The 25,601-nt window shown below is 70.6% G+C and carries 24 protein-coding genes and 1 pseudogene; 10 read left to right on the top strand and 15 right to left on the bottom strand.

All coding sequences use genetic code 11. The features are described 5' to 3' along the window. The first annotated feature begins 14 nt into the window (after window positions 1-14). The gene (locus tag ACOCEP_RS05130; protein ID WP_482336026.1) at window positions 15-1,244 is read left to right on the top strand and encodes an NADH:flavin oxidoreductase/NADH oxidase family protein; all 1,230 of its coding nucleotides are present in this window, start codon (window positions 15-17) and stop codon (window positions 1,242-1,244) included. On the opposite strand, the gene ACOCEP_RS05125 is transcribed toward ACOCEP_RS05130, so the two are convergent. Then, on the bottom strand, window positions 1,188-1,889 hold the full coding sequence (locus ACOCEP_RS05125; RefSeq protein ID WP_482336025.1) for a Pr6Pr family membrane protein: 702 nt from the start codon (window positions 1,887-1,889) through the stop codon (window positions 1,188-1,190). The genes ACOCEP_RS05130 and ACOCEP_RS05125 overlap by 57 nt on opposite strands. A 117-nt stretch (window positions 1,890-2,006) precedes the next feature. On the opposite strand from ACOCEP_RS05125, the gene ACOCEP_RS05120 reads away from it, so the two are divergent. The 3 genes from ACOCEP_RS05120 to ACOCEP_RS05110 all read left to right on the top strand — a co-directional run bounded on the left by ACOCEP_RS05120 (window position 2,007) and on the right by ACOCEP_RS05110 (window position 3,712). Beyond that, window positions 2,007-2,816 (top strand): NBR1-Ig-like domain-containing protein, encoded by an 810-nt coding sequence (locus ACOCEP_RS05120; protein ID WP_482336023.1) that lies wholly within the window; start codon window positions 2,007-2,009, stop codon window positions 2,814-2,816. An 87-nt stretch (window positions 2,817-2,903) separates the two neighbouring features. Further along, window positions 2,904-3,338 (top strand): hypothetical protein, encoded by a 435-nt coding sequence (locus ACOCEP_RS05115; RefSeq protein WP_482336022.1) that lies wholly within the window; start codon window positions 2,904-2,906, stop codon window positions 3,336-3,338. Beyond that, window positions 3,335-3,712, top strand: a complete 378-nt coding sequence (locus tag ACOCEP_RS05110) for a hypothetical protein (protein ID WP_482336021.1) — start codon at window positions 3,335-3,337, stop codon at window positions 3,710-3,712. Before ACOCEP_RS05115 ends, ACOCEP_RS05110 begins: the two co-directional genes overlap by 4 nt. Before the next feature lie 55 nt (window positions 3,713-3,767). Here ACOCEP_RS05110 and ACOCEP_RS05105 read toward each other — a convergent pair whose 3' ends face one another. Together ACOCEP_RS05105 and ACOCEP_RS05100 are read right to left on the bottom strand one after the other, a co-directional pair. After that, the gene (locus ACOCEP_RS05105) at window positions 3,768-5,285 is read right to left on the bottom strand and encodes an ATP-dependent DNA ligase (RefSeq protein ID WP_482336020.1); all 1,518 of its coding nucleotides are present in this window, start codon (window positions 5,283-5,285) and stop codon (window positions 3,768-3,770) included. A gap of 165 nt (window positions 5,286-5,450) precedes the next feature. Then, window positions 5,451-6,293: a helix-turn-helix transcriptional regulator gene (locus ACOCEP_RS05100; protein WP_482336018.1), complete on the bottom strand. Its 843-nt coding sequence runs from the start codon at window positions 6,291-6,293 to the stop codon at window positions 5,451-5,453. A gap of 480 nt (window positions 6,294-6,773) precedes the next feature. Here ACOCEP_RS05100 and ACOCEP_RS05095 point away from each other — a divergent pair. After that, window positions 6,774-7,604, top strand: a pseudogene (locus tag ACOCEP_RS05095) (DMT family transporter); the annotation flags it as partial. Here the strand turns inward: ACOCEP_RS05095 and ACOCEP_RS05090 are convergent. Then, a complete protein-coding gene (locus ACOCEP_RS05090; RefSeq protein ID WP_482336017.1) occupies window positions 7,602-8,057 on the bottom strand; it encodes an SRPBCC family protein in 456 nt (151 codons plus the stop codon). The pseudogene ACOCEP_RS05095 and the gene ACOCEP_RS05090 overlap by 3 nt on opposite strands. Before the next feature lie 43 nt (window positions 8,058-8,100). Here ACOCEP_RS05090 and ACOCEP_RS05085 point away from each other — a divergent pair, with 43 nt between their 5' ends. Continuing rightward, window positions 8,101-8,682, top strand: a complete 582-nt coding sequence (locus ACOCEP_RS05085; RefSeq protein ID WP_482336016.1) for a TetR/AcrR family transcriptional regulator — start codon at window positions 8,101-8,103, stop codon at window positions 8,680-8,682. On the opposite strand, the gene ACOCEP_RS05080 is transcribed toward ACOCEP_RS05085, so the two are convergent. Further along, on the bottom strand, window positions 8,679-10,076 hold the full coding sequence (locus ACOCEP_RS05080; RefSeq protein WP_482336014.1) for a class II fumarate hydratase: 1,398 nt from the start codon (window positions 10,074-10,076) through the stop codon (window positions 8,679-8,681). The two genes, ACOCEP_RS05085 and ACOCEP_RS05080, sit on opposite strands and share 4 nt — an antisense overlap. Before the next feature lie 113 nt (window positions 10,077-10,189). Between ACOCEP_RS05080 and ACOCEP_RS05075 the strand changes: the two genes are divergently transcribed. Then, window positions 10,190-11,179 (top strand): NAD(P)/FAD-dependent oxidoreductase, encoded by a 990-nt coding sequence (locus ACOCEP_RS05075; protein WP_482336013.1) that lies wholly within the window; start codon window positions 10,190-10,192, stop codon window positions 11,177-11,179. A 63-nt stretch (window positions 11,180-11,242) separates the two neighbouring features. Here ACOCEP_RS05075 and ACOCEP_RS05070 read toward each other — a convergent pair whose 3' ends face one another. The 6 genes from ACOCEP_RS05070 to ACOCEP_RS05045 all read right to left on the bottom strand — a co-directional run bounded on the left by ACOCEP_RS05070 (window position 11,243) and on the right by ACOCEP_RS05045 (window position 15,730). Then, window positions 11,243-12,022: a S1 family peptidase gene (locus ACOCEP_RS05070; RefSeq protein ID WP_482336012.1), complete on the bottom strand. Its 780-nt coding sequence runs from the start codon at window positions 12,020-12,022 to the stop codon at window positions 11,243-11,245. 9 nt (window positions 12,023-12,031) lie between these two features. After that, on the bottom strand, window positions 12,032-13,102 hold the full coding sequence (gene glpX / locus ACOCEP_RS05065; RefSeq protein ID WP_482336010.1) for a class II fructose-bisphosphatase: 1,071 nt from the start codon (window positions 13,100-13,102) through the stop codon (window positions 12,032-12,034). Between the two features lie 84 nt (window positions 13,103-13,186). Further along, the gene (locus tag ACOCEP_RS05060; RefSeq protein WP_126737489.1) at window positions 13,187-13,408 is read right to left on the bottom strand and encodes an exodeoxyribonuclease VII small subunit; all 222 of its coding nucleotides are present in this window, start codon (window positions 13,406-13,408) and stop codon (window positions 13,187-13,189) included. Then, window positions 13,405-13,806, bottom strand: coding sequence for a hypothetical protein (locus tag ACOCEP_RS05055; RefSeq protein ID WP_482336008.1), 402 nt, complete (start codon window positions 13,804-13,806; stop codon window positions 13,405-13,407). Before ACOCEP_RS05055 ends, ACOCEP_RS05060 begins: the two co-directional genes overlap by 4 nt. Next, window positions 13,803-15,068 (bottom strand): exodeoxyribonuclease VII large subunit, encoded by a 1,266-nt coding sequence (xseA, locus tag ACOCEP_RS05050; protein ID WP_482336007.1) that lies wholly within the window; start codon window positions 15,066-15,068, stop codon window positions 13,803-13,805. Before xseA ends, ACOCEP_RS05055 begins: the two co-directional genes overlap by 4 nt. Further along, the gene (locus ACOCEP_RS05045) at window positions 15,065-15,730 is read right to left on the bottom strand and encodes a lipid droplet-associated protein (protein WP_482336005.1); all 666 of its coding nucleotides are present in this window, start codon (window positions 15,728-15,730) and stop codon (window positions 15,065-15,067) included. The genes xseA and ACOCEP_RS05045 overlap by 4 nt, the downstream gene beginning before the upstream one ends. Window positions 15,731-15,881: 151 nt before the next feature. Between ACOCEP_RS05045 and ACOCEP_RS05040 the strand changes: the two genes are divergently transcribed. Next, window positions 15,882-16,895 carry a 4-hydroxy-3-methylbut-2-enyl diphosphate reductase gene (locus tag ACOCEP_RS05040; protein ID WP_482336004.1) on the top strand — a complete coding sequence of 338 codons (1,014 nt, stop codon included), beginning with the start codon at window positions 15,882-15,884 and terminating at the stop codon, window positions 16,893-16,895. Between the two features lie 90 nt (window positions 16,896-16,985). On the opposite strand, the gene ACOCEP_RS05035 is transcribed toward ACOCEP_RS05040, so the two are convergent. Next, window positions 16,986-17,879 carry a DUF6542 domain-containing protein gene (locus tag ACOCEP_RS05035; RefSeq protein ID WP_482336002.1) on the bottom strand — a complete coding sequence of 298 codons (894 nt, stop codon included), beginning with the start codon at window positions 17,877-17,879 and terminating at the stop codon, window positions 16,986-16,988. Window positions 17,880-18,346: 467 nt separating this feature from the next. Further along, entirely contained in the window at window positions 18,347-19,261 is a 915-nt protein-coding gene (gene rmuC / locus ACOCEP_RS05030; protein ID WP_482336000.1) for a DNA recombination protein RmuC, read from the bottom strand. 178 nt (window positions 19,262-19,439) lie between these two features. On the opposite strand from rmuC, the gene ACOCEP_RS05025 reads away from it, so the two are divergent. Next, window positions 19,440-20,591 carry an exonuclease SbcCD subunit D gene (locus ACOCEP_RS05025; protein WP_482335998.1) on the top strand — a complete coding sequence of 384 codons (1,152 nt, stop codon included), beginning with the start codon at window positions 19,440-19,442 and terminating at the stop codon, window positions 20,589-20,591. Continuing rightward, the gene (locus ACOCEP_RS05020) at window positions 20,588-23,539 is read left to right on the top strand and encodes an AAA family ATPase (protein WP_482335997.1); all 2,952 of its coding nucleotides are present in this window, start codon (window positions 20,588-20,590) and stop codon (window positions 23,537-23,539) included. The genes ACOCEP_RS05025 and ACOCEP_RS05020 overlap by 4 nt, the downstream gene beginning before the upstream one ends. A 67-nt stretch (window positions 23,540-23,606) precedes the next feature. Here ACOCEP_RS05020 and ACOCEP_RS05015 read toward each other — a convergent pair whose 3' ends face one another. After that, window positions 23,607-24,107 carry a methylated-DNA--[protein]-cysteine S-methyltransferase gene (locus tag ACOCEP_RS05015; protein ID WP_482335995.1) on the bottom strand — a complete coding sequence of 167 codons (501 nt, stop codon included), beginning with the start codon at window positions 24,105-24,107 and terminating at the stop codon, window positions 23,607-23,609. Beyond that, window positions 24,107-25,564 carry a DNA-3-methyladenine glycosylase 2 family protein gene (locus ACOCEP_RS05010; protein WP_482335994.1) on the bottom strand — a complete coding sequence of 486 codons (1,458 nt, stop codon included), beginning with the start codon at window positions 25,562-25,564 and terminating at the stop codon, window positions 24,107-24,109. Before ACOCEP_RS05010 ends, ACOCEP_RS05015 begins: the two co-directional genes overlap by 1 nt. Window positions 25,565-25,601 lie beyond the last annotated feature (37 nt).

The following is a 25,601-nucleotide window of genomic DNA, read 5'->3' as shown; positions in this document are numbered from 1 at the left end:
GGGAGGAAGCGCGGATGAGCGAGCCCAAGGAACTGCTGGCCGAACCGCTGAAACTGCGGTGCGGCGCGATCCTGCCGAACCGGCTGGCGAAGGCCGCGCTCAGCGAGCAACTGGGCGATCGCCGCAACCGGCCGACCGCCGAACTGGCCGAGCTGTACCGGACGTGGTCGCGAGGCGGTGCCGGGACGCTGATCACCGGCAACGTCATGGTCGATCCGACCGCGCTGGGCGAACCGCGCAACGTCGCGGTGCCGCGGGAGCCGGACGCGACCGAGTTCAAGCCGTGGGCACGGTCGGCGGACGGGACCGAGAGCCGGTTGTGGGTCCAGCTCAACCATCCCGGCAGGCAGAGTCCGCGCTTTCTCTCGCGGCAGCCGGTCGCGCCGTCGGCGGTGCCGTTCGGTGACCGCGGCATCCGGTCGGTGTTCGCGACGCCGCGGGCGCTGACCGTCGGCGAGATCGAGGCGATCATCGATCGGTTCGGGGTGGCCGCGCGGACCGTCGTCGACGCGGGATTCGCCGGTGTCCAGATCCACGGCGCGCACGGCTACCTCGTGTCGCAGTTCCTTTCCCCGCTGACCAACCAGCGCGCCGACGGCTGGGGCGGCGACGCGCTCCGGCGGCGCCGGTTCCTGTTGGAGGTGGTCGCCCGCGTGCGCGCCGAGGTCGGCGACGCCGTGCCGATCTCGGTCAAGCTCAACAGCGCGGACTTCCAGCGCGGCGGATTCAGCGAGGAGGACTCGCTCGAAGTCGTCCGCGAATTGGGCGAAGCGGGCATCGACCTGCTGGAAGTCTCCGGCGGGACCTACGAGAAGGCCGCCATGATGGGTTCGGCGAAGGCGAGCACTCTCAGCCGCGAGGCTTACTTTCTCGACTACGCCGCGAAGGCGCGGCAGGTCTCCGACGTCGCGCTGATGGTCACCGGCGGCTTCACCAGCCCGGAGGGCATGGCGGAGGCGCTGCGTTCCGGGGCGTTGGACGTCATCGGTCTCGGCAGGCCGCTGATCGTCGACCCGGCACTGCCCGGACGGCTGCTCGGCGGCGAGGACGTGCGCGCGCGGCGCACGGCGCCGAAGACCGGCCTCCGGCTGGCCGACAGCCTGCTCGAGATCCAGTGGCACACCCAGCAGATGCACCGGGTGGCCGCCGGGAAGCCGGTGGACCGGCGGCTCGGCGCGGTGCGGACGCTAGTACGTGCCGGCGTCGCGGATCCGCTCAACGCTTTCCGGCGGGTCCGGGGCTAAGTAGTCGTCAACGTCGTCCTTGCGGCCGAAAGTGCGGTCGAAGCCGACCGCGGCCGCCGCGAGACCGATGAACAGCACCCCGATCAGCACGCAGTTGAACGCGACACCGCCGTAGCTGTTGATACCCGGGTCGACGAACGGGTACGGGTAGAACCCGATCATGGCGCCGCGCACCAGCGTGACGGCGAGCCAGGCCAGCGGGTACAGGAGCGACCACCACAGCACCCGCCACGACAGCTGGCCGCGCGGTCCGAACAGCAGCCAGCCCGCGACGCACATCAACGGCGACACCTTGTGCAGCATCGTGTCGGCGAACACCGCCCAGCCGTGCAGCTCATAGAGATCGGCGAGCGCGACCTGGAAGACGACACCGGTCACGGTGATGCCGACGAGTCCGGTGAGCCGCAGCACGCCGAACAGCGTCGACCGGCCCGCGACGCCGAGCGCGAGCAGCAGGCTGCCGATGCCGACCAGGATGTTCGAGTCGATGGTGAAGAACGCGAGCAGGTTGGCCACCCGGCCGGCCGGGGTGTGGAAGGTGCCGCCGGTGGTGCCCGCGGAGACCGGGATCTGCGCGGCGAGACCGGCGATCACCACCAGCGCCGTCAGGCCGAACCAGGCACGCGCGATCTTGGAAGCCTGCATTCGCCCACTTTATGGGTGATCGGGTGGGGACGTCCCGTCACCATCGCACGTCGCCACTCGATCGGGGGCGGGACGCCGCCGGGTCTTCCCGGCCATCGGGTCATATCGTGGGAAACGATGGACGTCGAGCGGACGCCCGGACGCCGCGGCCGGGTCGCGCGGGGTCCGGCGGAGGACAGTGGACCCGTCGCCGGGTTCGCGCGACGGCTGTGGGAACTGAAGCGGGCCGCCGGTGACCCTTCCTACGACCGGATGCGTGACGAGTACGGCGCGCTCGCGTCGAAATCCGCGCTTTCGGCCGCTGCCCGTGGTGAGCGGCTGCCCAGCTGGGAGACGTCCTGGGAGTTCGTCCGCGTGCTGGCCGTGGGCGTGCTCGGCGGTGACGAGGACGAGGTCCGCCACGAATGGCGCGGCGAATGGGAACGCGCGCGGGACGCGCTGACCGCCGGGCCCGGACCTGTCGCCGTGAAGCCGCGCCGGACGGCGTTCGTCCTCGCCGGAGCCGTGGCGGCCGTCCTCGTCGCGGCGCTGGTGTTCGTCTTCGCCGCGCCGTTCGGATCCGAGCCGGCCGCCCCGGCGGGCGACGCGTCGGAATTCGTCGCCGACGTGACCGTGCCCGACGGCAGCGAGGTCGCGGCCGGGTCGGTCTTCGTGAAGACCTGGGAGTTCCGCAACGCGGGAACGGTCGGATGGGTCGGCCGCTATCTGGTCCGCGCCGGATCGTTCGGGAACCCCGGCGAATGCGCCACGCCCGGACGTGTCCCCGTGCCGCAGACCGCGCCCGGCGAGCGGGTGCGCGTCTCCGTCGAGGTGCGTGCGCCCGACGCGCCCGGGCATTGCCAGGTGTACTGGAAGATGGCCGACGAACAAGGGCACATCCTGCTGCCGAACACCCGCGCGGTGTTCTTCTCGGTCCGCGTCATTTGACTTTCCTGGCCGATGGCCAAAGCGCTGACCTGCGTGGACATTGTCTTTTCGGCCATGGTCGTTTCGTGGCCGTGAATCGCTTCCGAAGTGGATTCGGCGGCCTTTAACGTCATCGGCGTCCGGGAATTCCGGACGGGGATTTTCCGAAACACTCTCACATTATTTGCGGAAAGGGAATCCATGCGTCCGTACGTCAAGGCCGCCGCGGTGGCCGGGGCCGCGCTCACCGTGGCGCTCCTGTCGGTCACCGCCGCACAGGCGGCTCCGGCGCCCGCCTCGGGCAGTGATCCGATCATTACCTGCGAATCCGGTTACCACGGCTGGATGCGCCGGGCCGGGAAGGACGCGATCTGCCTCAAACCGGGCACGCGCACCTGGGACGTCAAAGTGTTCGAATGCGCCGGGGATCTGACGGTGCATTTCAAGAACGGCGAGAAGGCTTACTGCGGGGGAAACATGAAGATCGGCCTCGATCTGGCCGTCCAGTCCAATGTCGTCAAGACCGTTGTGGGGAACCGATGAAGAAGAAGCTGTTCGCCGTCGTCCCGGTCGCGCTGGCAGGCACCCTGCTGATGGCGCCGTCCGCTTCGGCGGCGTCAAAGGTCTGTGAAGGCGGGCCGCTGATGGGCGGGAAGACGAAGGTCGTCGAGGTGAGCGCGGGGCAGAGCATCGACGTCACCGTGCACAACCACGACTACCGGGGAATGCTCGTCCAGATCATCGACGACGTCTTCGACAAGGGCCTCTGGAGCGGGGCGATCGCGCCGGGCAAGGAACGCACCGTCAAGCACGGCGTGCTCGGGGAGCCGCCGGTGTATCACAAGATCCGCTTCGAGGTGACCTCCAACCTGTCGAACAACTACACGTACAAGATCTCGTCGGACCGCTGCTACTGACGCGTTTCGTCCTCTGGATGCGGTAGTTGCACGCGCAAGGACCGCATCCAGAGGACTAATCGCCGGGCTTGAGGAGGCCGCGGACGGTGTCGATGGTGTCGGCGTCGGCGGCCTCCTTGTCCGGGCGGTAGCGGACGACCCGCGCGAAGCGCAGCGCCAGCCCGCCCGGATACCGCGTGCTCACCTGGGCCCCGTCGAGCTCGATCTCCACGACGAGCTCCGGCCGCACATGGACCGCCCAGTCCGTGCGGTGGGTCTCGATCTCCTGGAACGTCTTCGTCTGCCAGGCCAGCAACTCGTCGGTCATGCCCTTGAACGTCTTGCCGACCATGATCGGCGGCCCGCCGTCGGGGTCGCGCGCGCCGAGATGCAGGTTCGACAGCGTGCCGGTGCGTCTGCCGTGACCCCATTCCGCGGCGAGGACGACCAGGTCGATCGTGTGCACCGGTTTCACCTTGAGCCACGCGCGCCCGCGGCGGCCCGCCGCGTACGGCGACGCGAGGTCCTTGACCATCACGCCTTCGTGCCCGGCGGCCATCGCCGCTTCCAGCACCGCCCCGGCCGAGGCCGGCGCGACCTCACCCGGGATGACGTGTTCGCCCGCGACCTCGCGCAAGGCGGCGTTCCGTTCGGAGAGCGGCGCGTCCAGCAGGTCTACGCCGTCGAGGTGCAGGCAGTCGAAGAAGTACGGCCGCAGCAACAGCGCCTTGACCTGCTCCTCCCGTGTGCTGCCGAACCGGCTCATCGTCTCCTGGAACGGCCTCGGCCTGCCCTCGTCGGTCAATGCCAGCGTCTCGCCGTCGAGCACCACCGACGTGCACGGCAGGGAACGCACCAGATCCACCAGCTCGCCCACGCTGCCGGTGATCTCCCGCAGCGTCCGCGTGTAGACGTGCACCTCGTCGCCGTCGCGGTGGACCTGGATCCGCGCACCGTCCATTTTGTACTCGACGAGCGCCTCGGCGTGCTCGGTGATCGCCTCGTCCAGCGATTCCGCCGGGGAGGCCAGCATCGGCCGGATCGGCCTGCCCAAGGCCAGTTTGAACTCCGCCAGCCGCTCGCGGCCGCCCGCCATCGCGGCCAGGGCGGTCACCGGGAGCTGACCGGACAGCATGAACGCCCGCCGGACGTCCTCGGCCGGGATCTCGGACGCCGTCGCGATGGCGTCCACCATGATCCCTTCGAGCGCGCCCTGCCTCAGCTCGCCGGTGAGCAGCCGGATCAGGAACTCCTGCTCCTCCTTGGTCATCTGGCCGAACAACGCCCGCAACGTCTCCGCGCGCAGCTTCACCGACCCCGAACCCGACGCCGCCCCCACCGTGCCGAGGGCCGTGTCGACCTCGGCCACGGTCAACGACGGCTCGGCGGCCGGGGCCGTCTTCAGCTCGGCCAGCGTCCGCCAGCCGGCGCCGATGCGGCCCTGCGTCGGCTGGCCGGTGAGGAACGCGACGACCGCGGGCAGCTCCAACTCGCCCGCGGCGCGCAGGACCGCGGCCAGGGTGGCGATCTTCGCCTTCCTGGACCTCGTGGCGGCCAGCTCGGCCGACGCGGTCACCACCTCGGTGAGCAACATGGATCCATCATGGACCCGGGCACCGACAGTTTCGCGCCGAGCGGGGTTCGGGCGGCGACGCGAAGTCCGTGAAGGGAGCCTTCACTACCTTGAGAGCCAGGGCCCGGCAAAGTCGGTGTGACGGCGACTTCGCTGGACCTGACCCCGAAAGCGGCCTTCGCGGAGCTAGGCGTGCGCGGGATCGGCGACCCAGCTGGCGAGCAGCCGGAGCGCGCGTTCGCTGTCGGAGCCGGGCTCGGCGGTGTAGATCACCAGGGCCTGGTCCGGATCGGCGGGCAACCGCAGGGTCTCGTAGCGCAGCCGGAGTTCACCCACGATCGGGTTGATCATCACCTTCCACGCGTGCGCCTTCTCGCGCACGGTGTGCTTCGCCCACAGCTTCCGGAACTCCTCGCTGCCGAGGGAGAGCTCGCCGACCAGCTGGGCGAGGTACGGGTCGTCCGGATACCTGCCGCTCTCGGAGCGCAGGTTCGCCACGATCTCCTTCGCGACCGTTTCCCACTCCGGGTGCAGCCCGCGAGCCTCCTCGTCGAGGAAGAAGATCTTCGGGACGTTGCGCTCACCCGCCGGCCGCGCGGCGAAGTCGAAGGAGAGCGAGCCGCCCAGGGAATTCCAGGCGAGTACGTCTCCGTAACGGCCGAGGACGATCGCCGGGGACTGGATGGCGTTCAGCATCAGCTGGAGTTCGGGGCGGATCCGCTGCGCCTTCGGGCGTGCGACGCGCCTGCGTTTCGGGGCGGCCAGATTGCGCAGGTAGGCCTCCTCGTCGCGATGCAGCCGCAGCGCGCGGCTCAGCGAATCGAGGACGGAGTCGGACACGTTGCGCGCCCGGCCCTGCTCCAGCCGCGTGTAGTAGTCGACGCTGATCCCGGCCAGCTGCGCCAGCTCCTCGCGGCGCAGCCCGGCGACCCGCCGCTGGTTGAACCCCGTCGGCAGGCCGAGGTCCGCCGGGTCCAGCGCGGCCCTGCGTGCCTTGAGGAATTCGCCCAGTCCGGCCGTCTCGGTCATGTCTTCGAGTATCCCGGTCTCGTGGAGTGGGTGCCTGGTCCTGGCAGACCCAGGCTGGTGGCGGGGCCTGGCCGGTGGCGGCCGAGGCGTGTCGCGAAAGCCACTTTCGCGACGTCTGATGTCCCGAAAGTGGCTTTCGCGACGTGGCCGCGGCGGCTGAGCGGGGCGCGGCGGCGTCTTCGCCGGATTGCGGGCCGGCCCGGAACGAAGTGTCCACAAAGGACAAGGTGCGCCGACTGCGCGCCCGTTTTACGGCGTTATGTCCGGTTGTCGCGAGGGTTGTGAGTGGCAAAGAGGGTTGGAACGACCCTTGTCACTCACGACAGTCGCTCGAAACGCCCAATTCGGACAAAGTTGTCCTTTGTGGACAGTCCTGGACAGTTCTGGGCGCGCCAGGCCCTGCGGCGGCTCTTTATGGCCCTGTCCAGAAAGCGTGATTTGGCTCTTCGCTATGGACCATAAAGCGGCCATCGTGAAGACATGGACAACGAACGAAGAGCCGTGACGATCGGCGTACTGGGGGTGCTGATCGTCGGCGCCTCCGTGCCGGTGACGGGAATGCTCGACGGTTACCCCGTGATCACCGGACAGGCATTGCGGTACGCCCTGGCGGGGCTGCTCCTCCTGGCGTGGGCGCGCTTGAGCGGACGCCCGTCGCCGTTGCCGGGAGCGCGCGACGTGCCGTCGCTGATCGCCCTCGCGGCGACCGGGATGATCGGGTTCCAAGCCTGCCTGCTGTTCGCGCAGCGCTATGCCGAACCCGGTCTGGTCGCCGCGTTCCTCGGCGGCACGCCGCTCGTGCTCGCGCTGGCGGGCCCGCTGGCCAAAGGAAAGCGCCCGTCGTGGGCGCCGGTGACCGGGGCGGTGCTCGCCGGGCTCGGGATCGCCGTGCTTTCCGGTGGCGGCGCGGCGCGCTGGCAAGGGCTGGTGCTCGCCGCGCTGGCCATGGTGTGCGAAGCGCTCTTCACGCTGCTCGCCGTCGGAGTGCTCGAAAGGCTCGGGCCGTTGGCGACCGCGACCTGGGGGTGCTTCGCCGCGGGAGCCGGCGGCGCGGTCGTCGGGACGATCATCGACCCGTCCGGCGCCTGGAGATGGCCGGACGGGCGTGAGCTGATCGCGCTCGGCTACCTGACGGTCGTCGTCACCGCGATCGCGTTTCTTCTTTGGTACTCGGCGGTTTCCGTGCTCGGTGCGGACCGGGCCGGGGTGCTGGTCGGGTTGATGCCGGTCTCCGGGCTCGCTGTTTCGCTCCTGCTGGGAATGCAGGATTTCCGTTTCTCTCAGGTGATCGGAGTCGCGCTGGTGTCCTCAGGCGTCGCGATCGGCCTGCGCCGTCGTAAGCTCGGCGAGCCTGGCGCACTTGACGTCGAAATGCTTCACGACGTCGCCGCCGATGATCGCGACCATGACCGCGCGCAGCGGGCCGGTGAGGGTGACCTTCTGGACGAACTCCGTCCCGCCGTCCACGGCGCTCAGGCTCAGCACGAGATCCATGGCACCGAGGGGAATCGGCTGACGAAGGGCGATCTCGCGGTCCTCGGCGAGGGACGTGATCGTGAACGGCTCGGCGACCCGTGAGTGCACGCGGCCGCGGAATCCGTTCGGCACGAGGAAACCGGTCGAGCCCACCGCCGCGGGACCGTGCAGTTCGACGCCGGCGAGGTCGGGATCCCAGCCGGGCCACCGGCTGAAGTCGGCCAGCGTCGCCCAGATCGCGGACGGCGGACAGGGGAGGATTTCGCGAGAGGTCCTGGTCCAGGTCATACCCGGACGATATACGGAACTGTCAGTCTCGTAAACTGGGGTCATGGCGAGAGGCAGGCCGAGGGAAGAAGGAATCGACGACGCGGTCCGCGAGGCCGTGCGGGCGTTGCTGGCCGAAACCGGTTACCAGCGCTGCACGATCGACGCGGTCGCGGCGCGCGCGGGCGTCGGCAAGGCCGCGGTGTACCGGCGGTGGCGGTCGAAGGCGGAGCTCGTGTTCGCCGCGGTGATCCATCCGGTCGAGCTCGAACCGCCGTCGGACACCGGTACGCTGACGGGGGACGTGGCCGCGGTCCTCGAGGTGATCCAGTCCTCTTTGGACAGTACGGAACTCCGGCAGGCGTTGCCGTCGCTGCTCGCCGACGTGCGCGCGGATCCGGCGCTGGAAACGCGGTTCGGCGAGGTGTTCCTCGGTCGCGAACGCGGCTATCTGGTCCGGATGCTGGATCGGGCCGTCGCGAGAGGGGAACTCTCACGACGGCCCGATCCGGCTCTCGTGCACGCGATCCTGCTCGGTCCGGTGCTGACGTGGCTGCACCTGTTCACCGAGACACCGCCTTCGGGCGGGCTGGCGGCTTCGCTCGCGTCACCGCTTCACGCGGCTGTGGTCGCTCTCGGCGCTTAGCGTCCTCCGCGCGCCATGCGGAGAACGTCGAGAGCCTCGTCCAGCTGCGCTTCGGTGAGCTTGCCGTTCGCGACGTGACCGCGTTCGATCACGACCTCGCGGATCGTCTTCAGCTCTTTGAGTGCCTGCTTCGCGATGGCGGCGGCCTCTTCGTAGCCGATGTACTTGTTGAGCGGCGTCACGATCGACGGCGAGCCCTCGGCGTACTCGCGCGCGCGGTCGCCGTTCACCGTCACGCCGGCGAACACCTTGTCCGCCAGCAGTCGCGAGACCGCGGCGAGCAGCCGCGCCGATTCGAGCACGTTGCGCGCGATCACCGGCAGGTTCACGTTGAGCTGGAAGTTGCCCGCCGCGCCCGCGAACGCGACCGCCGCGTCGTTCCCGATCACCTGGGCGACCACCTGCAGCGTCGCCTCCGGGATCACCGGGTTCACCTTGCCCGGCATGATCGACGAACCCGGCTGGAGATCCGGCAGCGCCAGTTCGGCGAGGCCGGTGCGCGGGCCGGATCCCAGCCAGCGCAGGTCGTTCGCGATCTTGTTCAGCGACACCGCGACCGTGCGCAGATGCCCGGACGTCTCGACGACGCTGTCCTGCGTCGCCTGCGCCTCGAAGTGGTCGCGCGCCTCGGTCAGCGGAAGACCGGTCACCGAAGCCAGCTCCTGGGAGACCGCCGCGCCGAAGCCCTCGGGCGCGTTCAGCCCGGAACCGACCGCGGTCCCGCCGATCGGCAGCTCGCCGAGCCGCGGCAGGCCCGACTTCAGCCGCTCGACCCCGAACCGGACCTGCGACGCCCACGCGCCCGCCTCCTGGCCGAAGGTGATCGGCACGGCGTCCATCAGGTGCGTGCGACCGGACTTCACGATGTCCGCCCATTCGCCCGCGCGCGTCTCGATCGCGGTGGCCAGGTACTCCAGAGCGGGAATCACATCGGAGAGCACTGCTTCCGTCGCGGCGACGTGGATCGTCGTCGGGAAGGTGTCGTTGGAGGACTGCGAGGCGTTGACGTGGTCGTTCGGGTGCACGTCGCGGCCCAGCGCCTTCGACGCGAGTGTCGCGATGACCTCGTTGGCGTTCATGTTCGACGAGGTCCCGGAACCGGTCTGGAACACGTCGATCGGGAAGTGCGCGTCGTGCTTGCCCTCGGCGACCTCGTCCGCGGCCTTCGCGATGGCCTCGGCGACCTCGGCGTCCAGCACGCCGAGCCGCGCGTTGACCCGCGCCGCGGCGGCCTTCAGCAGGCCGAGCGCGCGGATCTGGGCGCGCTCCAGGCCCCGGCCGGAGATCGGGAAGTTCTCGACGGCGCGCTGCGTCTGCGCGCGGTAGAGGGCGTCGACGGGGACGCGCACCTCACCCATGGTGTCGTGTTCGATCCGGTATTCCTGTTCAGCCATACCCCAAGTCTCGCGCAGCGCCTCTCGGCGCGCTCCGTGTCTTTCGGCACGCGAGGGCTAGGATCGAATGTGTTCTCGATCACGCCGCCCACCACCGGCCGGGAGAGTGCCGAATGAGCGAGTCCGCTGGGGAAACGTCGTACGACCTCGTCATCATCGGGGCCGGTCCGACAGGTCTTTTCGCCGCCTACTACGCGGGATTCCGCGGCCTTTCGATGGCCGTCGTGGATTCACTGCCGGAGGCGGGTGGCCAGGTCACCGCGATGTACCCGGAAAAGATGATCTACGACGTCGGCGGGTTCGCCGAGGTCCGCGGCCGCGATCTGGTCCGGGGCCTGCTCGACCAGGCGGCGCCGTTCAAGCCCGCGTATCTGCTCGGACGCAAGGCCGAGAAACTCGAAAGCGTCGAAGGCGGTATCACCGTCACCCTCGACGGCGGGCAGGTCCTGCGCGCCGGCGCGGTGCTGATCACCGCCGGGATCGGCGAGTTCACGCCGCGGCCGCTGCCCGCCGGCGACGGCTGGCTGGGCCGCGGCATGGTCCATTTCGTGCCTGCGCTGAAGGCGCACCAAGGGCAGCACGTGGTCGTCGTCGGCGGCGGGGACTCGGCGTTCGACTGGGTGCTCGCGCTGCACCCGGTCGCCGCGAGCGTCACCCTCGTGCATCGGCGCGCGAAGTTCCGCGCGGCCGAGTCGATCGTGCGGCAGGCGCGGGAACTCGGCGTGCGGATCGTCACCGACGCCGAGGTCACCCGGTTCCTCGATCGCGCCGGCACGCTGGCGGAGGTCGAGATCCAGGTCAAGGGCTCCGAGCCCGAGATAGTGCGCGCCGACACGGTGGTCGCCGCGCTCGGTTTCACCGCGGATCTCGGGCCGATCGAAAGCTGGGGACTCCAGATCGATCACCGCGCGATCGCCGTCGACTCGACCATGGCGACCCCGCGGGAGCGGGTCTACGCGGCGGGCGACGTCGCGGCGTATCCGGGGAAGGTGAAGCTGATCGCGACCGGGTTCGGGGAAGCGGCGACGGCGGTGAACAACATCGCGGTCATGCTGGACCCGGAGGCGCATCTGTTCCCCGGTCACTCCAGCAACGCGGAGTAGCGCGTGCCATGAACGGGACGTTCCTTGCGAAATTCGCAAGGAACGTCCCGTTCATGGCATCTCTCAGGCGGGCGGAGCGGGCGTAGGCGGCGTGATCTTCTCCGCGATCCACTGTGCGTAAGCGACCACCGAAGTCGCGATCGACGGCGAGGTCGCGCACACCGGATCCGCGTTGCCCGGCCGGCTGATCGTGCCCAGCAGCACCCACTTCTCGTCGACCTTGGCGATCTCCGGCCCGCCGGAATCGCCGTAGCACGAACCCGTGTTCCCGCCGGGGTTGTCGGTGCACAACTCCACCGCCCCGTCGAACTTCGCGGTGCAGCGCGCGCCTTCGACGATCTTCGTGTCCAGCTGCTGCAACTTCGCCGGACCCTTGCCGCAGCCCGAAGTCGGGCACGTCTGGCCCCAGCCGAGCAGCCGCGTCGGCGTCCCGGGCGCCACGACGGCCCCGATCGGGATCGGCGCCGCCTTCACCGGGGCGGCCAGCCGCACCAGCGCGAGATCGCCGCCCGCGTGTTCGGGTTCGGGGTTGTACGAAGGGTTCACGACGATCTCGGCGAGCTTCGCGATTTCGCCGCCCTGGGTGTTGTCGGTGCTGCCGATCCGGGCGGTCAGGTTCGCCGGGTTCTTGCCCTCGACACAGTGCCCGGCCGTCACCAGCCAGTCCGCCGCGATCAGCGACCCGGCGCAGAAAACCTTGCCGGAGGCCGAATGCAGGGACGCGATGAACGGATACGGCTCGTCGGCCTCTCTGCCGCCGACGAGGTCGCCCGCGCCCGTGGCCCGCCCGGCCGGCGTGAGGAGCATCGCCGCGAGCAGGACCACGAGCACGCGCTTGAGCACGGTTTCTCCTTAGGGGAGCGGGGGAACCACGTCGGCTTCCAGCGAATCGTCGAGGTGGCCGTCGAAGTTGACGGACGAGTACGAGCGGAGCTTGGTCAGCCGGTGGTAGCCGTCGATCATCCGGACCGTGCCGGACTTCGACCGCATCACGATCGACTGGGTCGTGGCGCCGCCCGCGCGGTAGTGCACGCCGCGCAGCAGGTCGCCGTCGGTGACGCCGGTGGCGCAGAAGAACACGTTGTCGCCGCGGACGAGGTCGTCGTTGCCGAGCACGCGGTCGAGGTCGTGGCCCGCGGCCAGCGCCTTCTCGCGCTCCGCGTCGTCCTTCGGCCACAGGCGGCCCTGCAGTTCGCCGCCGAGACACTTCATCGCGCAGGCCGCGATGATGCCTTCGGGGGTGCCGCCGATGCCGAGCAGCATGTCGACACCGGTGCTCGGCCGGGCCGCGGCGATCGCGCCCGCGACGTCGCCGTCGGAGATGAAGCGGATCCGGGCGCCCGCCTCGCGGACCTCCTTGATCAGCTTTTCGTGGCGCGGCCGGTCGAGGATGCACACGGTGACGTCGGAGACGCTGGAGTTCTTGGCCTTCGCGACCCGGCGGATGTTCTCCGCGATCGGGGCGGCCAGGTCGACCTTGCCCGCGGCGTCCGGGCCGACGGCGAGCTTCTCCATGTAGAACACCGCGGACGGGTCGAACATCGCGCCGCGTTCGGCGACCGCGAGCACGGCGAGCGCGTTCGGCATGCCCTTGGCCATCAGGGTCGTCCCGTCGACCGGGTCGACCGCGACGTCGCAGTCCGGCCCGTCGCCGTTGCCGACCTCTTCCCCGTTGAACAGCATCGGGGCTTCGTCCTTCTCGCCCTCGCCGATGACCACGACACCGCGCATCGACACGGTCGAGACCAGCTGGCGCATCGCGTCCACCGCGGCACCGTCCCCGCCGATCTTGTCCCCGCGCCCGACCCAGCGGCCCGCGGCCATCGCGGCGGCTTCGGTCACGCGGACCAGTTCCATCGCGAGGTTGCGGTCGGGGGCTTCAGGGCGTCGAGAAGAGATGGCGGACGAGGTGGGGGTGGGCATGCGGCCTCCCGGGTCAGGAACTCGGCGGGGTCCCAGTCTCTCAGATACCCACGGTGGTTCGGTGGCACCGGAGCATGGTGAACGTCACTGACCGTCGCCGGTCTCGTCCTCGACGGACGAAAGGGCCGCCTCGATCCGCTCGCGCGCGCCCTCGAGGTGGTGCTCGCAGACCTTCGCCAGCTGCTCGCCCTTCTCCCACAGGGCGAGCGACTGTTCCAGGGACAACCCGCCCGCTTCGAGCTCGCGGACGACCTCGACGAGCCTGTCGCGGGCCTGTTCGTAGCCGAGTTCGGCGGTCTCGCTCACGCTGTGCTTCCTTCTACCGGACGTCGGTGCTTGCCGATACCCGCGCACACTACCGCGCCCGCCATGGCGTTGTCGTAACCCACGAAGGCGAGAGCGAACTCCTGGCCGTCACCCTCCGCGATCGCGGCGACGAGGTTCTCCTGCGCCCGCGCCACCCGTTTGCGGTGCACGGAACCGTCCGCGAACCACCATCGGGTGCCGACGTGCTCGGCCGTCGCTTCGGAGAGTTTGCGCAGCTGGGCGTCGAGACCCCGCTTGGTGGCGAAGTCGCATCCGGCCAGCAGCACCGTCCAGCACTCACCGGCCGCGCGGTCGGCCAGCAGCGCGTTGCGCAGGACCTCGGGCGCGTCCGCACGTCTCGCGGCGTCGAGGGTCAAAGGCAGGAAACTCGCCGTCAACGCCCCTCCTCCGGCTCTCCTGAGACGACGGCGCCGAGCGCGCCGTCGACCACGCGGACGCGCAGTTTCGCGCCGTCCACGACCTCGGAGACGGACCGGAGTACCTGGAGGTTGCCTTCGGAATCGGTGTACTGCACCACGGCGTAGCCGCGTTCGAGGGTCGCCGCCGGGCCGAGCGCGGTCAGCCGCGCGCGGGCGCTGGCGATCTCGGCCTGGTCCTTCGCGAGCAGGGTGAGCATCGCGCGGCGACCGCGTTCGCGATGGATCTCGACGTCGTCCGAGCGCCGCTGGACCGGGCCGAGCGGATCGGCGAGCACGGGGCGGCTGCGCATCTGGTTCAGCAGCCTGACCTGCGTGTCCACCCAGCCGTGCAGGGCCCGGCGGCCGCGATCGCGCATCTGGCGGACGCGCTGGGTCTCCTCGCGCACGTCGGGCACGATCCGCTTGCTGGCGTCGGTCGGCGTCGAGCAGCGGAGGTCCGCGACGTGGTCGAGCAGCGGGGTGTCGGGCTCGTGCCCGATGGCGCTGACCACCGGGGTCCCGGCGGCGGACACGGCGCGGCACAGCGCTTCGTCGGAGAACGGCAGCAGGTCTTCCACGCTGCCGCCACCGCGCGCGATCACGATGACGTCGATGTCCGGGTCACGGTCCAATTTGGACAGTGCCTGGAGGATCTGCGGGACGGCCAGCGACCCCTGGACGGCGGTGTTGATCACCTTGAACGCGACATGCGGCCAGCGGGCCTGCGCGTTCACCAGCACGTCGCGTTCGGCGGCGGAAGCGCGACCGGTGATCAGCCCGATTCCCTTGGGCAGGAACGGGATCTTGCGTTTGCGCTCCGGCGCGAACAGGCCCTCGGCGGCCAGCAGCCGTCGCAGCCGCTCGATCCGCGCGAGCAGCTCGCCGATGCCGACCGCGCGGATCTCGTTGGCGCGCAAGCTCAGCGAACCGCGGTTCATGAAGAACGTCGGCTTCGCGTGCACCACGACGCTCGCGCCCTCGCGCAGCGGCGGTTCGATCGTGCGCAGCAGGCCCATCGGGCAGGTCACCGACATCGAGACGTCCGCGGACGGGTCACGCAGGGTCAGGAACGCGGTGTTGGTGCCCTGACGGGCCGAGATCTGCGTGACCTGGCCCTCGACCCAGACCGCGCCGAGCCGGTTGATCCACTCGCCGACCTTGCGGGCGACCGTGCGGACCGGCCACGGGTTTTCGGCCGTGGTGGACGGACCCGCCGTCGCGGAGGTGGGTTCGGCGCTCACTGGCCTTCCGCGCTGTCGCCGTCGGCCTTCTTCACGTTGCCGATGCGCCGCGCGAGCATGCCGACGAACGAAGCCCTGTCGGCGTTCGCCTTTTCGTAGGTCAGCAGCTCTTCCAGCTGAGCGAGGTCGAACCGGCGCAGGCGGGCGCGCAGCTGCGGCAGGGTGAGCATGTCGTAGTCGTCGAGCCCGGCCGGACCGGAGGTCACGGGGGCGCTCGCGCCGGCAGCACTGTCGAACTCGCCGTCGGCGTGGTCCTCGGCGAGCGCGCGCTCCTCCTCGGCCCACGGGTCTTCGGTGAGCGCTTCGAGGTCGTGAAGATGCCCGTTGGTCTCGGCGCGCGGCTCGGGGACCTCGGCGTCTTCCCTCAGCGGGATGACACACGAGTCACGTTCGTATCGGCGTTCACCCAGGTCCGGCGGGAGGTCTTCGTCGAAGGTCGCCCAGCTGGGCGTGTCCTCGACCGGGCGAAGGCCCGACAGGGCGTCGTCACCCTTGATCGCGAGCTCGGTGACGTGCTGCTGGACGCGCATGGAGAACTGGAGCACCTGGCTGACCACCGTGACGGGGAGCCCGGTGAGCTGCTTGGGGAGTTCGCGAACCCGCTCGGCGGTGGTGACGGCGAGGCCCGCGGCGACCCGGAGGGGGAGCGGGAGAGGCTTCATGCGTCTAGCCTGCCGTATCCGGGCCATCCTGCCCAACCGAACGGGTGGGTCGGCTCACCGGACGTGACTCCCCGCACATCCTTTGGTGGGGTTCCCTGGTCACCTGAACGTGAGTGCGAGGAGCCCCCGGGGCAGCCCGTACCCTGGAGGCATGAGTTCTGCGAGTCCCGGAATCACGCCCGCCGGCAGTCCGACGATCACCGAGTCCGGTGTGCCGGCAGGTGGCAAACGTGTCCTGCTCGCCAAGCCACGCGGCTACTGCGCCGGTGTCGACCGCGCGGTCATCGCCGTCGAGAAGGCGCTCGAGCTCTACGGCGCCCCGGTGTACGTGCGCAAGGAGATCGTGCACAACCGGCACGTCGTGGAGACCCTGCGCGACCGTGGCGTGATCTTCGTCGACGAGACCTCGGAGGTGCCGGAAGGCGCGCTGGTGGTGTTCTCCGCGCACGGCGTCTCGCCCGCGGTGCACGCCGAGGCGGCCGAACGCAACCTGCGGACCATCGACGCGACCTGCCCGCTCGTGACGAAGGTGCACAAGGAAGTCAACCGGTTCGCGAAGGACGACTACGACATCCTGCTGATCGGTCACGAAGGCCACGAAGAGGTCGAAGGCACGGCCGGCGAGGCTCCCGACAAGGTGCAGCTCGTCGACACCGCCGAGGACGTCGACAAGGTCGAGATCCGCGACCCGTCGAAGGTCATCTGGTTGTCGCAGACCACCCTTTCGGTCGACGAGACCATGGAGCGCGTCGATCAGCTGCGGGACAAGTTCCCCGGCTTGGCCGACCCGCCCAGTGACGACATCTGCTACGCCACCACGAACCGCCAGGTCGCGGTCAAGGCCATGGCCGCCGAGTGCGACTTGGTGCTGGTGGTCGGTTCGCAGAACTCGTCCAACTCGAAGCGGCTGGTCGAGGTCGCGCTGAAGGCGGGGGCGCGCGCGTCGCACCTGGTCGACTTCGCGCACGAAGTCGACGAAGCGTGGCTCGAAGGTGTCGAGACCGTCGGTGTCACGAGCGGTGCTTCGGTGCCGGAGGTGCTGGTCATGGACCTGCTCGCGTGGCTGGCCGAGCGCGGCTGGGACAGCGTCGACGAGGTCACCACGGCCAACGAGAAGATCGCGTTCGCGCTGCCGCACGAGCTGCGCAAAGCCGCGAAGGCCTGACGTTCCTTACGAGAAAGGGCCGTCCGAGGAAGTCCTCGGGCGGCCCTTTCCGCTGGTCAGCGGACTAGGTGGTAGCAAAGGTCCTTTGCTTCAGCGCTCGTCGTCCCACGGCCGGCGGCGGGGCGGCTGGCCTCCGCGGCGCGGGTCGTCGGCGCGCGGCGGACGGCGGCGCGGGGCGCCGGGGGCGCTTTCGCCGCGAGGGTCGCGACGGCGCGGTTCACCGTCTTCCGGCGGACGCGGCCGCCGGGGCTGACGGCCCGGCGGCGGCGGTTTGCGGGCGCCGGGCTCGGCCTCACGGCGGGGGCGGCGCTCGTCGTCGACCGGTGGGCGGCGGCGGGGCGGCGCACCGTCGCGCGGCGCGCTGTCTCGCGGAGCGCCGCGGCGGGAAGGCGGGGGCGGGGTCTGGCCGGTCCGGGACGTGGGGCGGCCACGGCCAGGCGCGGCGGCCGCGGCGGGACGGGCGGCGGGTTTGCCCTCGTCACGACGTTCGGGTTTGGTACCCGGCTTCACCTTGACCGGAGCGTCGGGATCGCGCTCGCGGTAGATCCGGAAGACGCCGATCGCCAGGGTGACGCCGGTGGTGATGGCCATCGTCGGGAAACCGTTGATCAGCGGGGTGCCGACGTCGAAGGCTCTCGACAGCAGATCCGTGCCCTTGCTGCCGTCCGAGGTCAGGAGGATGACCCCCGGGACGGTCACGGCGAGGACCAGGGGCGGCTGCACCATCGGGCCGAACAGCCCGCGGCGCTGGACGGCCACCACCGCGGCCACCGCGCCGAGCGCGTAGCAGGCCTTGAACAGCAGGCCCAGGTCCTTCTGCATCATCATGTCGACGAAGGCGCCAAGGATGGCGAGCCCGAAACCCACCAGGACGGCCGCCCACCAGGGCAGCCCGCGCCTGGCGCCGACGAGCGGACGCTCGTCCCAGGCAACGGGGACGTCGTCGGCATCAGGATCGCTCTGGCGATCGCGAATCGCGGTCACAGGTCCCACCGTATATCCAAGCTGCGGGCATACCGCCAACAGGCGGTGTGTCTATCGCCTGGTAGTGGTCATTCCGGACCACCCGGACGGACTGTCCGGGGGCTTACCGGAAGTACTACGAGTGAGTGGCCGGGAAGGTTGCCGGACGAGCTGAAACGGAGCAGGGGATTCCGGAAACCGCTGGTGGGCGGTGCGGCCCGCATCCAGCTCTTGAGTGGTCAGGACGGTTGTCGGGGGGCGGGCGAGGAGGTGTGGTCCTTGAGATCGGCCGCTGAGGGAACACACCTTCGCCCCCCGGTGGCTACTCGACGTGCTCGGTGTTACCGCGAGTGAGAGGTGTGTGGAAATAGGGACAGTGAACGTCCCTATTTCCACACACCCTCGCCTCACGAGCCGCGTCACGCGGGACTGTGTGGATTTCTGGTCATCCAACGCACCAAAACCCACACAGCGGATGTGTCCGCACCTCACTGGGCCGGGAGTTCGTCCGCCTTCCTGATCAGCGGGACCGGCGCCGGGCTGCCCGCGGCGTCGGTCAGCGGTGAGACCGTGCTCCGGAAGCTCTCGAGCGCCTCCAGCTCCCGCCGCCGGGCCGAGATGAAACGCTGCAGATGGGTGCTCGACAGGTTCAGCGCGTCGACCGCGTTGCCCGCGGCCCGGTGCGCGGCCGCGGCGCCCGCCCGGACCTGCTCGACGTCCTCGACCAGCGCCCGTTCGGTCGCGGCGAACAGCGCGGCCGAGGCCAGCACGGCGAACCCGGTCGGCCCGCAGAGGAAGACCCGCCGGTCCAGCATCCAGCGCAGCAGCTCCGGATCCGTGTCCAGCGCGGCCACCACGGCCGCGTCCGACGGGACGAACATGATCGTCCCGTAGATCGCGTCGGCCCAGCGCTGGTAGCCCTTGCCCGCCAGCTCGGCCGCCCGCGACCGGAGCTGCCGGACGTGGACCCGCAGCGCGTCCAGCCGTTCTTCGGGGTCGTCGGTCTCGACGGCCTCGGCCCAGCAGGCCATGCTCGCCTTCGCGTCCACCGGCACGGTCCGGCCGCCGCCGACGCGCAGCACCATGTCCGGTTTCGCGGCGCCGCCGCCCGCCAGATCCGTTTGCAGCGTGAAGTGCAGCTCTTCGCGAAGCCCGAGCGCTCGTGCGGTCTCCAGGAGCACCTGCTCGCCCAGCTCACCTCGGCCGCTGATCGAGGCGAACGCGACCTCGTACCGGCGCAGCGCGAGCTGCTGCTGATCGGCCTTCGCCCGCTCGGCCGCGACCTGTTTCGCCGCCGCGTCCGCCCGCCGCATGCCGTCGTTGTACAGCCGCCACAGCAGCGCGACGGCCGCGAGCAGCAGCAACGCGAGCACGACGGCCGCGGTGGTGATCACCGTCGCCACCGGTACCTCCCCTCCGGATCCGAGTCGGGGACATCATGGCGGAACCCACCGACAAGAACGGGACCGCGCGGTCGCGCTCCGTATCTGACCTGCGCCGTCCCCGGCGTGTCGGAAAGCGCGGTGCCGTCAAGGGCGCGCCTCCCCTCTCCGGCCGGTGCGCGGCCCTACCTTGGGCTGCGTGAAGCTCCTGCACACCTCCGACTGGCATATCGGCCGTACCTTCCACGGCGCCGATCTGCTCGCCGAGCAGGAAATGGTGCTCGGCCATCTCGCCGACCTCGTGGCCGCCGAGTCGGTCGACGTCGTGCTCGTGTCCGGGGACATCTACGACCGCGCGGTGCCCTCGGCGGAGGCCGTCCGCGTGGCCACGACCGCGCTGGGCAGGATCCGTCAGGCAGGCGCGGAACTGGTGATGACACCGGGCAACCACGACTCCGCGCCGCGGCTGGGCGCGTTCGCCGAGTTCGCCGCGGCGGGCGGGCTGCACCTGCGCGCCACGATCGACGGGCTCGCCGAGCCGGTGCTGCTTTCCGACGAGCACGGCGACGTCGCCCTCTACGGGATCCCGTACCTCGAACCGGAGCCCGCCCGTCACGCCCTCGGCGTGCCCGAGTCCCGCGGCCACACCGGCGTCCTCACCGAAGCGATGCGGCGGATCCGTGAGGATCTCGCCGGACGGCCGTCCGGAACGCGGTCGGTGGTGCTCGCGCACGCCTTCGTCACCGGCGGCGAGCCGACCGAATCCGAGCGGACCATCGCCGTCGGCGGCGTCGAGCAGGTGCCGGGTTCGGTGTTCGACGGCGTCGACTACGTCGCGCTCGGCCACCTGCACGGCCCGCAGACCCTCGCCGAGCACCTGCGCTATTCGGGCAGCCCGCTGGCCTACTCGTTTTCCGAGACGCGCCAACGGAAATCGGTCTGGCTGGTGGAGCTCGGCGCCGACGGGCTCGCCGAGGTCCGGCGGCACGAACTGCCGGTGCCGCGCCACCTCGCGATGTTGCGGGGCGAGCTGGCGGATCTCCTTTCCGATCCGGAGCACGACGGTCTCACCGAACATTTCCTCTCCTTCACGGTCACCGATCGCGTCCGCCCGATCGACGCCATGCGCAAGCTGCGCGAGCGGTTTCCGTACGCGGTGCACATGGACTGGCAGCCGGAAGGCGGCCACGACGGTGTCGCGCTGAAGTACGCCGAAGCCGTCCGCGGGCGGTCCGACGTCGAGATCACCCGGAGTTTCCTGGAGGACTGCCGCGGTTCCGCGCCGTCGGAGAGCGAGGAGCGGCTGGTGCTGGCGGCGCTGGGCGCGGCGGGCAGGGAGCGCGAAGTATGAGGTTGCACCGGTTGGAGGTCGCCGCCTTCGGTCCGTACGCGGGCCGCGAGGTGGTGGACTTCGACGTGCTCGGCGCCGACGGGCTGTTCCTGCTCCACGGTGACACCGGCGCGGGGAAGACGACGCTGCTCGACGCGATCGCGTTCGCGTTGTTCGGCACCGTCCCGGGCGCGCGCGGCGAGGTCAAACGGCTGCGCTGCGACCTCGCCGAGCCCGACCAGGTCACCGAGGTAGTCCTCGAACTGACCGTGCAGGGCCAGCGGATGCGGATCGCGCGCAACCCCGAGTACCAGCGGCCGAAGCGCCGTGGCGAGGGCATGACCCTCCAGCAGGCGAAGGCGGTGCTGAGCTGGGTCGGCACGGTTCCCGCCGGGCACGTCGCCGAGGGCATCACGCGGATCGACGAGGTCGCGCGCACGGTCGAGCGGCTCATCGGCATGACCCACGAGCAGTTCTTCCAGGTGGTCTTGCTGCCGCAGGGCGAATTCGCGCGGTTCCTGCGCGCGAACACGGCCGAGCGTGAGGAGCTGCTGGAGCGGCTGTTCGGCACCGAGCGGTTTTCCGACGTCGAGCACTGGTTCGCGAATCTGCGTGCCGAGCGCGGTCGCGAGTTGCACGCGCGGCAGCAGACGCTGCGGGAGTGGGTCGCGCGGTTCGCGCAGGTCGCGGGGCAGGAAGCGCCCGAGGAAGGGCAGGCCGAGTGGGTCGGGGAGGTGCTCGCCGAGTCGGCACGCCGCGTCGCGGAGGCACAGAAACGCGACACGAAGGCCCGCACGGCGGCCAAGAGGGCTGAAGCGGTCTGGCAGGAGAACCGGTCGGTCGCCGAACGGATCCGCCGGGTACGCACCGCCTACACACGGCTGTCGGTGATCGCCGAGCAGGCGGGTCAGCGTGCGGAGTGGGCGGAGGAGGTCGAGGCGGCGCATCGTGCGGCGGGTGTCGTCGCGGAGGCGGATCTCCTCGAGCGACGGCTGGACCAGCTCGCGGAAGCCGAAGCCGCCGAGGCGCTCCGGGCTCGGGAAGTGCCGGACGCGGCGGAAAGCCCGGCCGCTGAGCTTCGCGCTCGCGCCGGCAGGGTGAGGGAAGAGGCGGGTGCGCTCGCCGAGCTCGTGGCGGAAAGCGAGCAGCAGCAACAGGACCTGATCCGCCGCGAGCAGCTGAACGCCGTCGCCGAGAAGGCGAAGAAACAAGCCGAGGACTTCGCCGCCGAGCTGGGCGCGGCGCCGGAGAAGGTCGCGGCTTTGCGGGCCGAAGCCGCCGCTGCCGCCGAAGCCGCCGCGAAGCTCGAGGGCGCCCGCGTTCGCGTCGACGAGCTGACCGCGCTGGCTCGCGATGCCGACGAGGTGCCCAAGACACGTCAGGCCGTCGAGCGGGCACGTGCGGCGGTCAGCGAGGCCGTGGACGGCCATCAGCAGGCCCGTCAGCACCGGTTGGATCTGCGGGAACGGCGCCTCGAAGGGATGGCGGCGGAACTCGCCGCCGGGCTGAAGCCGGGCGAGGACTGCCCGGTCTGCGGTGCGGCGGACCACCCATCGCCCGCGACGCACACCGGCGGCTTGGTCGATCCGGCGGACGAACGCCGGGCCGAAGCCGCGGAACAGCGGGCGCACGGGCGGCGCGAGCAGGCGAAAGCCGCGTTGCAGGAAGCCGAAAGCCGTCTGACCGTGCTGGTCGAGCGGTTGGGCGAGCACACCGCCGAGACACTGCGGGCGGGGCTCGCCGAAGCGCGCGACCTGGTCGACACCCTGTCGGATTCGGCTCGTCGAAAGCCCGTTCTCGAGACGCGGCTGTCCGAACTGGAACGGAAGATCGAGCAGCTGACCGACCAGCGCGGGGCGGCCGAACGCCGCGCGGTCGAGGTCGCGACCGAGGTGCGCGGGCTGACCGAGCGCCTGGCCGAGCGTGAACGCCGGTTGGAGACCGCGCGAGGCGAGTTCGCCGACGTCGCCGCACGACGACGGCATCTGCTCGGCTTCGCGACCCGCCTCGACGCGCTCGCCGAAGCGCGGCTGGCTGTCGCGGGTGCCCGAGACCGGCGTGACGAGCAGGCGAAACTGGTCAAGGAAGCGTTGCTGGCCAAGGGTTTCGCGGACCTCGACGAGATGCGGGCCGCGTCGCGGCCGGAAGAGCAGATCACGAAACTGGAAGCCAGCCTCGCCGACGCCAAGGTGATGGAGCGGGCCGCCCGCGAGGAACTCGCGCAGCCCGAGTTGTTCGGTATCTCGCCGGAGGACGAGATCGACGTCGGTGCTTCGGCGGACGCCGCGCAGGAGACGCGAGCCGAGGCCGAGCAGGCTTTCGCGGCACTGCGGACGGCGAAGACGCGGCACACGGACCTGACCGGGCTGGCCGAGCGGACGACGTCCCTGATGGCGGAGCTGGCGCCGGTCGAGGAGGGGTATCTCGAACTGAAGGCGCTGGCCGAGGTGGTCAACGGCCGCGGGCAGAACGCGCGGAAGATGTCGCTGCGTTCGTACGTCCTCGCCGCGCGGTTGGAGGAAGTCGCGGTCGCGGCAACGGCTCGGCTGCGGACGATGAGCCAGGGCCGCTACTCCTTCGTGCATTCCGACGCGGCGGGTGCGCGGGGCACCCGCGGCGGGCTCGGCCTCGACGTGCTCGACGACTACTCCGGCACCGTCCGGCCCGCGAAGACACTTTCGGGCGGCGAGTCCTTCCTCGCGTCACTCTCGCTGGCCCTGGGCCTCGCGGACGTCGTCGCCGCCGAAACCGGCGGAGCGCTGCTGGACACGCTGTTCATCGACGAGGGCTTCGGCACGCTGGACGCCGAGACGCTCGACATCGTCATGAACATCCTCGACGAGCTTCGCGCGGGCGGCCGTGTGGTCGGGCTGGTGTCGCACGTGGAGGAATTGCGGCAGCGGATCCCGACGCGGCTGCGGATCCGGAAGGCGCGGACGGGGTCTTCGGTGGAGATCCACGCCGCCTGACATGACCGCGATGGGGCTCGTGAGTGGTAAGGACGGTTAGAACCGTCCTTACCACTCACGAGGCGGTTCAGGCGGCTTCGTGGGTCAGCAGCCACTGCTTCGCCGGAACACCCCACCGGAAGTTCCCCACGCCGCCGCCCGTCCGCACCACCCGGTGGCACGGCACGAACAGCGCCGCGGCGTTCTTGGCGCACGCCGACGCGGCCGCCCGCACCGCCGCCGGATTCCCCGCCAGCGCCGCGTATTCCGCGTAGCTGACCGGCTCGCCCGCGGGCACCTTCCGCAGGATTTCCCAAGCGTGCTCCCGGAAAGCGCCGGACCGCTGCCGCACCTCGACATCGGCCACCGCGTCCAGGTCGCCGTCGTGATAGCGGCGGATCGCGGTGCTCACCGGGCCGAGGTCCCGTCGCTGCTTCACCTCGCCAGGGACGAGCGACGGCGAGATCAACGGCGTCAGCTCGCCGACGTCGCCGGTCCAGCCCGAGGCGAGCACGGCACCGTCACCCGCCACGACGGCGGTGAACGGGCCGATCTTCGTGTCCATTGTGGACCAATACGCGATGCTCATCATTCTCCCTTTTCGGCGCGCCACAGGTACATGCCGGCGTACGAGGACCAGGGCTGCCAGGCCCGTCCGCGCTCGGCCAGCGTCTTTTCGTCGTCGGGGATGCCCAGCGCCGCCGCTCCCCGGCGCAGCGCCGGATCACCGGTCAGCAGGACGTCCGGCGTGCCCAGCACGCGCATCAGGACGTGGTCCGCGATCTCCGGGCCGATTCCCGGGAGCTCCAGCAGCTCCGCCCGCAACTCGGCTGGATCGCGGCCGACGTGGACCGCCACCCCGTCCACCAGCGCGCGGGCCACCGCGGCCACCCGTTCCGGGCCGTGTTCGGCGACCTGGGCCGCCGTCGGGAACAGCGTGGTCAGCCCGTCGAGTGACTCGTCGCAGCTGGGCAGGCGTTCGCCGAGTTCGACGGCGACGGCGGCCGCCTCGGCGGGCGACAAGAGCGCGCGCAGCACGAACTCGTCGCCGTCGACGGTGCCCGGCACCCGGATCCCGGGGATCGCCTCGACCAGCGGCGCGAGGGCGGGGTCGGCCCCGAGGACCCGCGCGACCGCCTCCGGGTCGGCGTCGAGGTCGAGCAGCCGCCGCACCCTGGCCACCGCGCTGCTCAGGTCGCGCAGGTCGGCGAGCCGCAGGTCGCAGCGGACGTGGTCGTCCTTCGCGGTCAGCCACACGACGGCGGAGCCGTGCGCGAGCCGCAGCGTGCGCCCGTATCCGGTCACTCCGGAATCGTCGCGCGTCACGTGCTCGACGCCTGGCACGGCCTGCCCGGCCAGGAAGTTCAGCACGCCGGCCGCGTCGAACGGCTTGCGGAACGGCAGCCGCAGGCTCAACCGGGTCCCGGTCGGCAGCTCCTCGGCCTTGCGACGGCGCAGGCTCGCGGCGCGAAGCTGCGAAGGCGTCGTCGCGAAGACCTCCCGGATCGTCTCGTTGAACTGGCGGACGCTGGAGAAGCCCGCGGCGAACGCGACGTCGGTCAGCGGGAGTCCGGACATCTCGATCAGCAACCGCGCGGAGTGCGCCCGGTGAGCCCTGGCCAGCGCCAGCGGTCCGGCACCGAGTTCCGCGGTGAGGACGCGGCCGAGCTGCCGCTCGGAATACCCGAGGCGCCGCGCGAGCCCAGGGACGCCGTCGCGTTCGACGGTCCCGTCCGAGATGAGCCGCATCGCCCGCGCGGCGAGGTCCGCCCGGATGTCCCAGTCGGGCGAGCCGGGGACGGCGTCGGGCAGGCAGCGGCGGCAGGCGCGGAAGCCGTTGGCCTGCGCGGCCGCCGACGTCGGGTAGAAGCGGACGTTCTGCTGCTTCGGCGTCGACGCGGGGCAGGACGGGCGGCAGTAGATCCCGGTGGTGGCGACGGCCATGATGAACTGGCCGTCGAACCGGGAATCACGGGCGGCGACGGCGCGGTAACACCGTTCGGTGTCGCGCCACACGGCCCGTTCGGCCAGGGTCTGCTCGGTCATGACATCGATCGTGCCACCAGGTCGGAGGCGTGGCTGG

The sequence above is a fragment of the Amycolatopsis sp. CA-211722 genome (assembly GCF_056828465.1).
The sequence above is the reverse complement of the archived record's forward strand: the minus strand, read 5'-3'. Positions and strand labels throughout refer to the sequence as shown.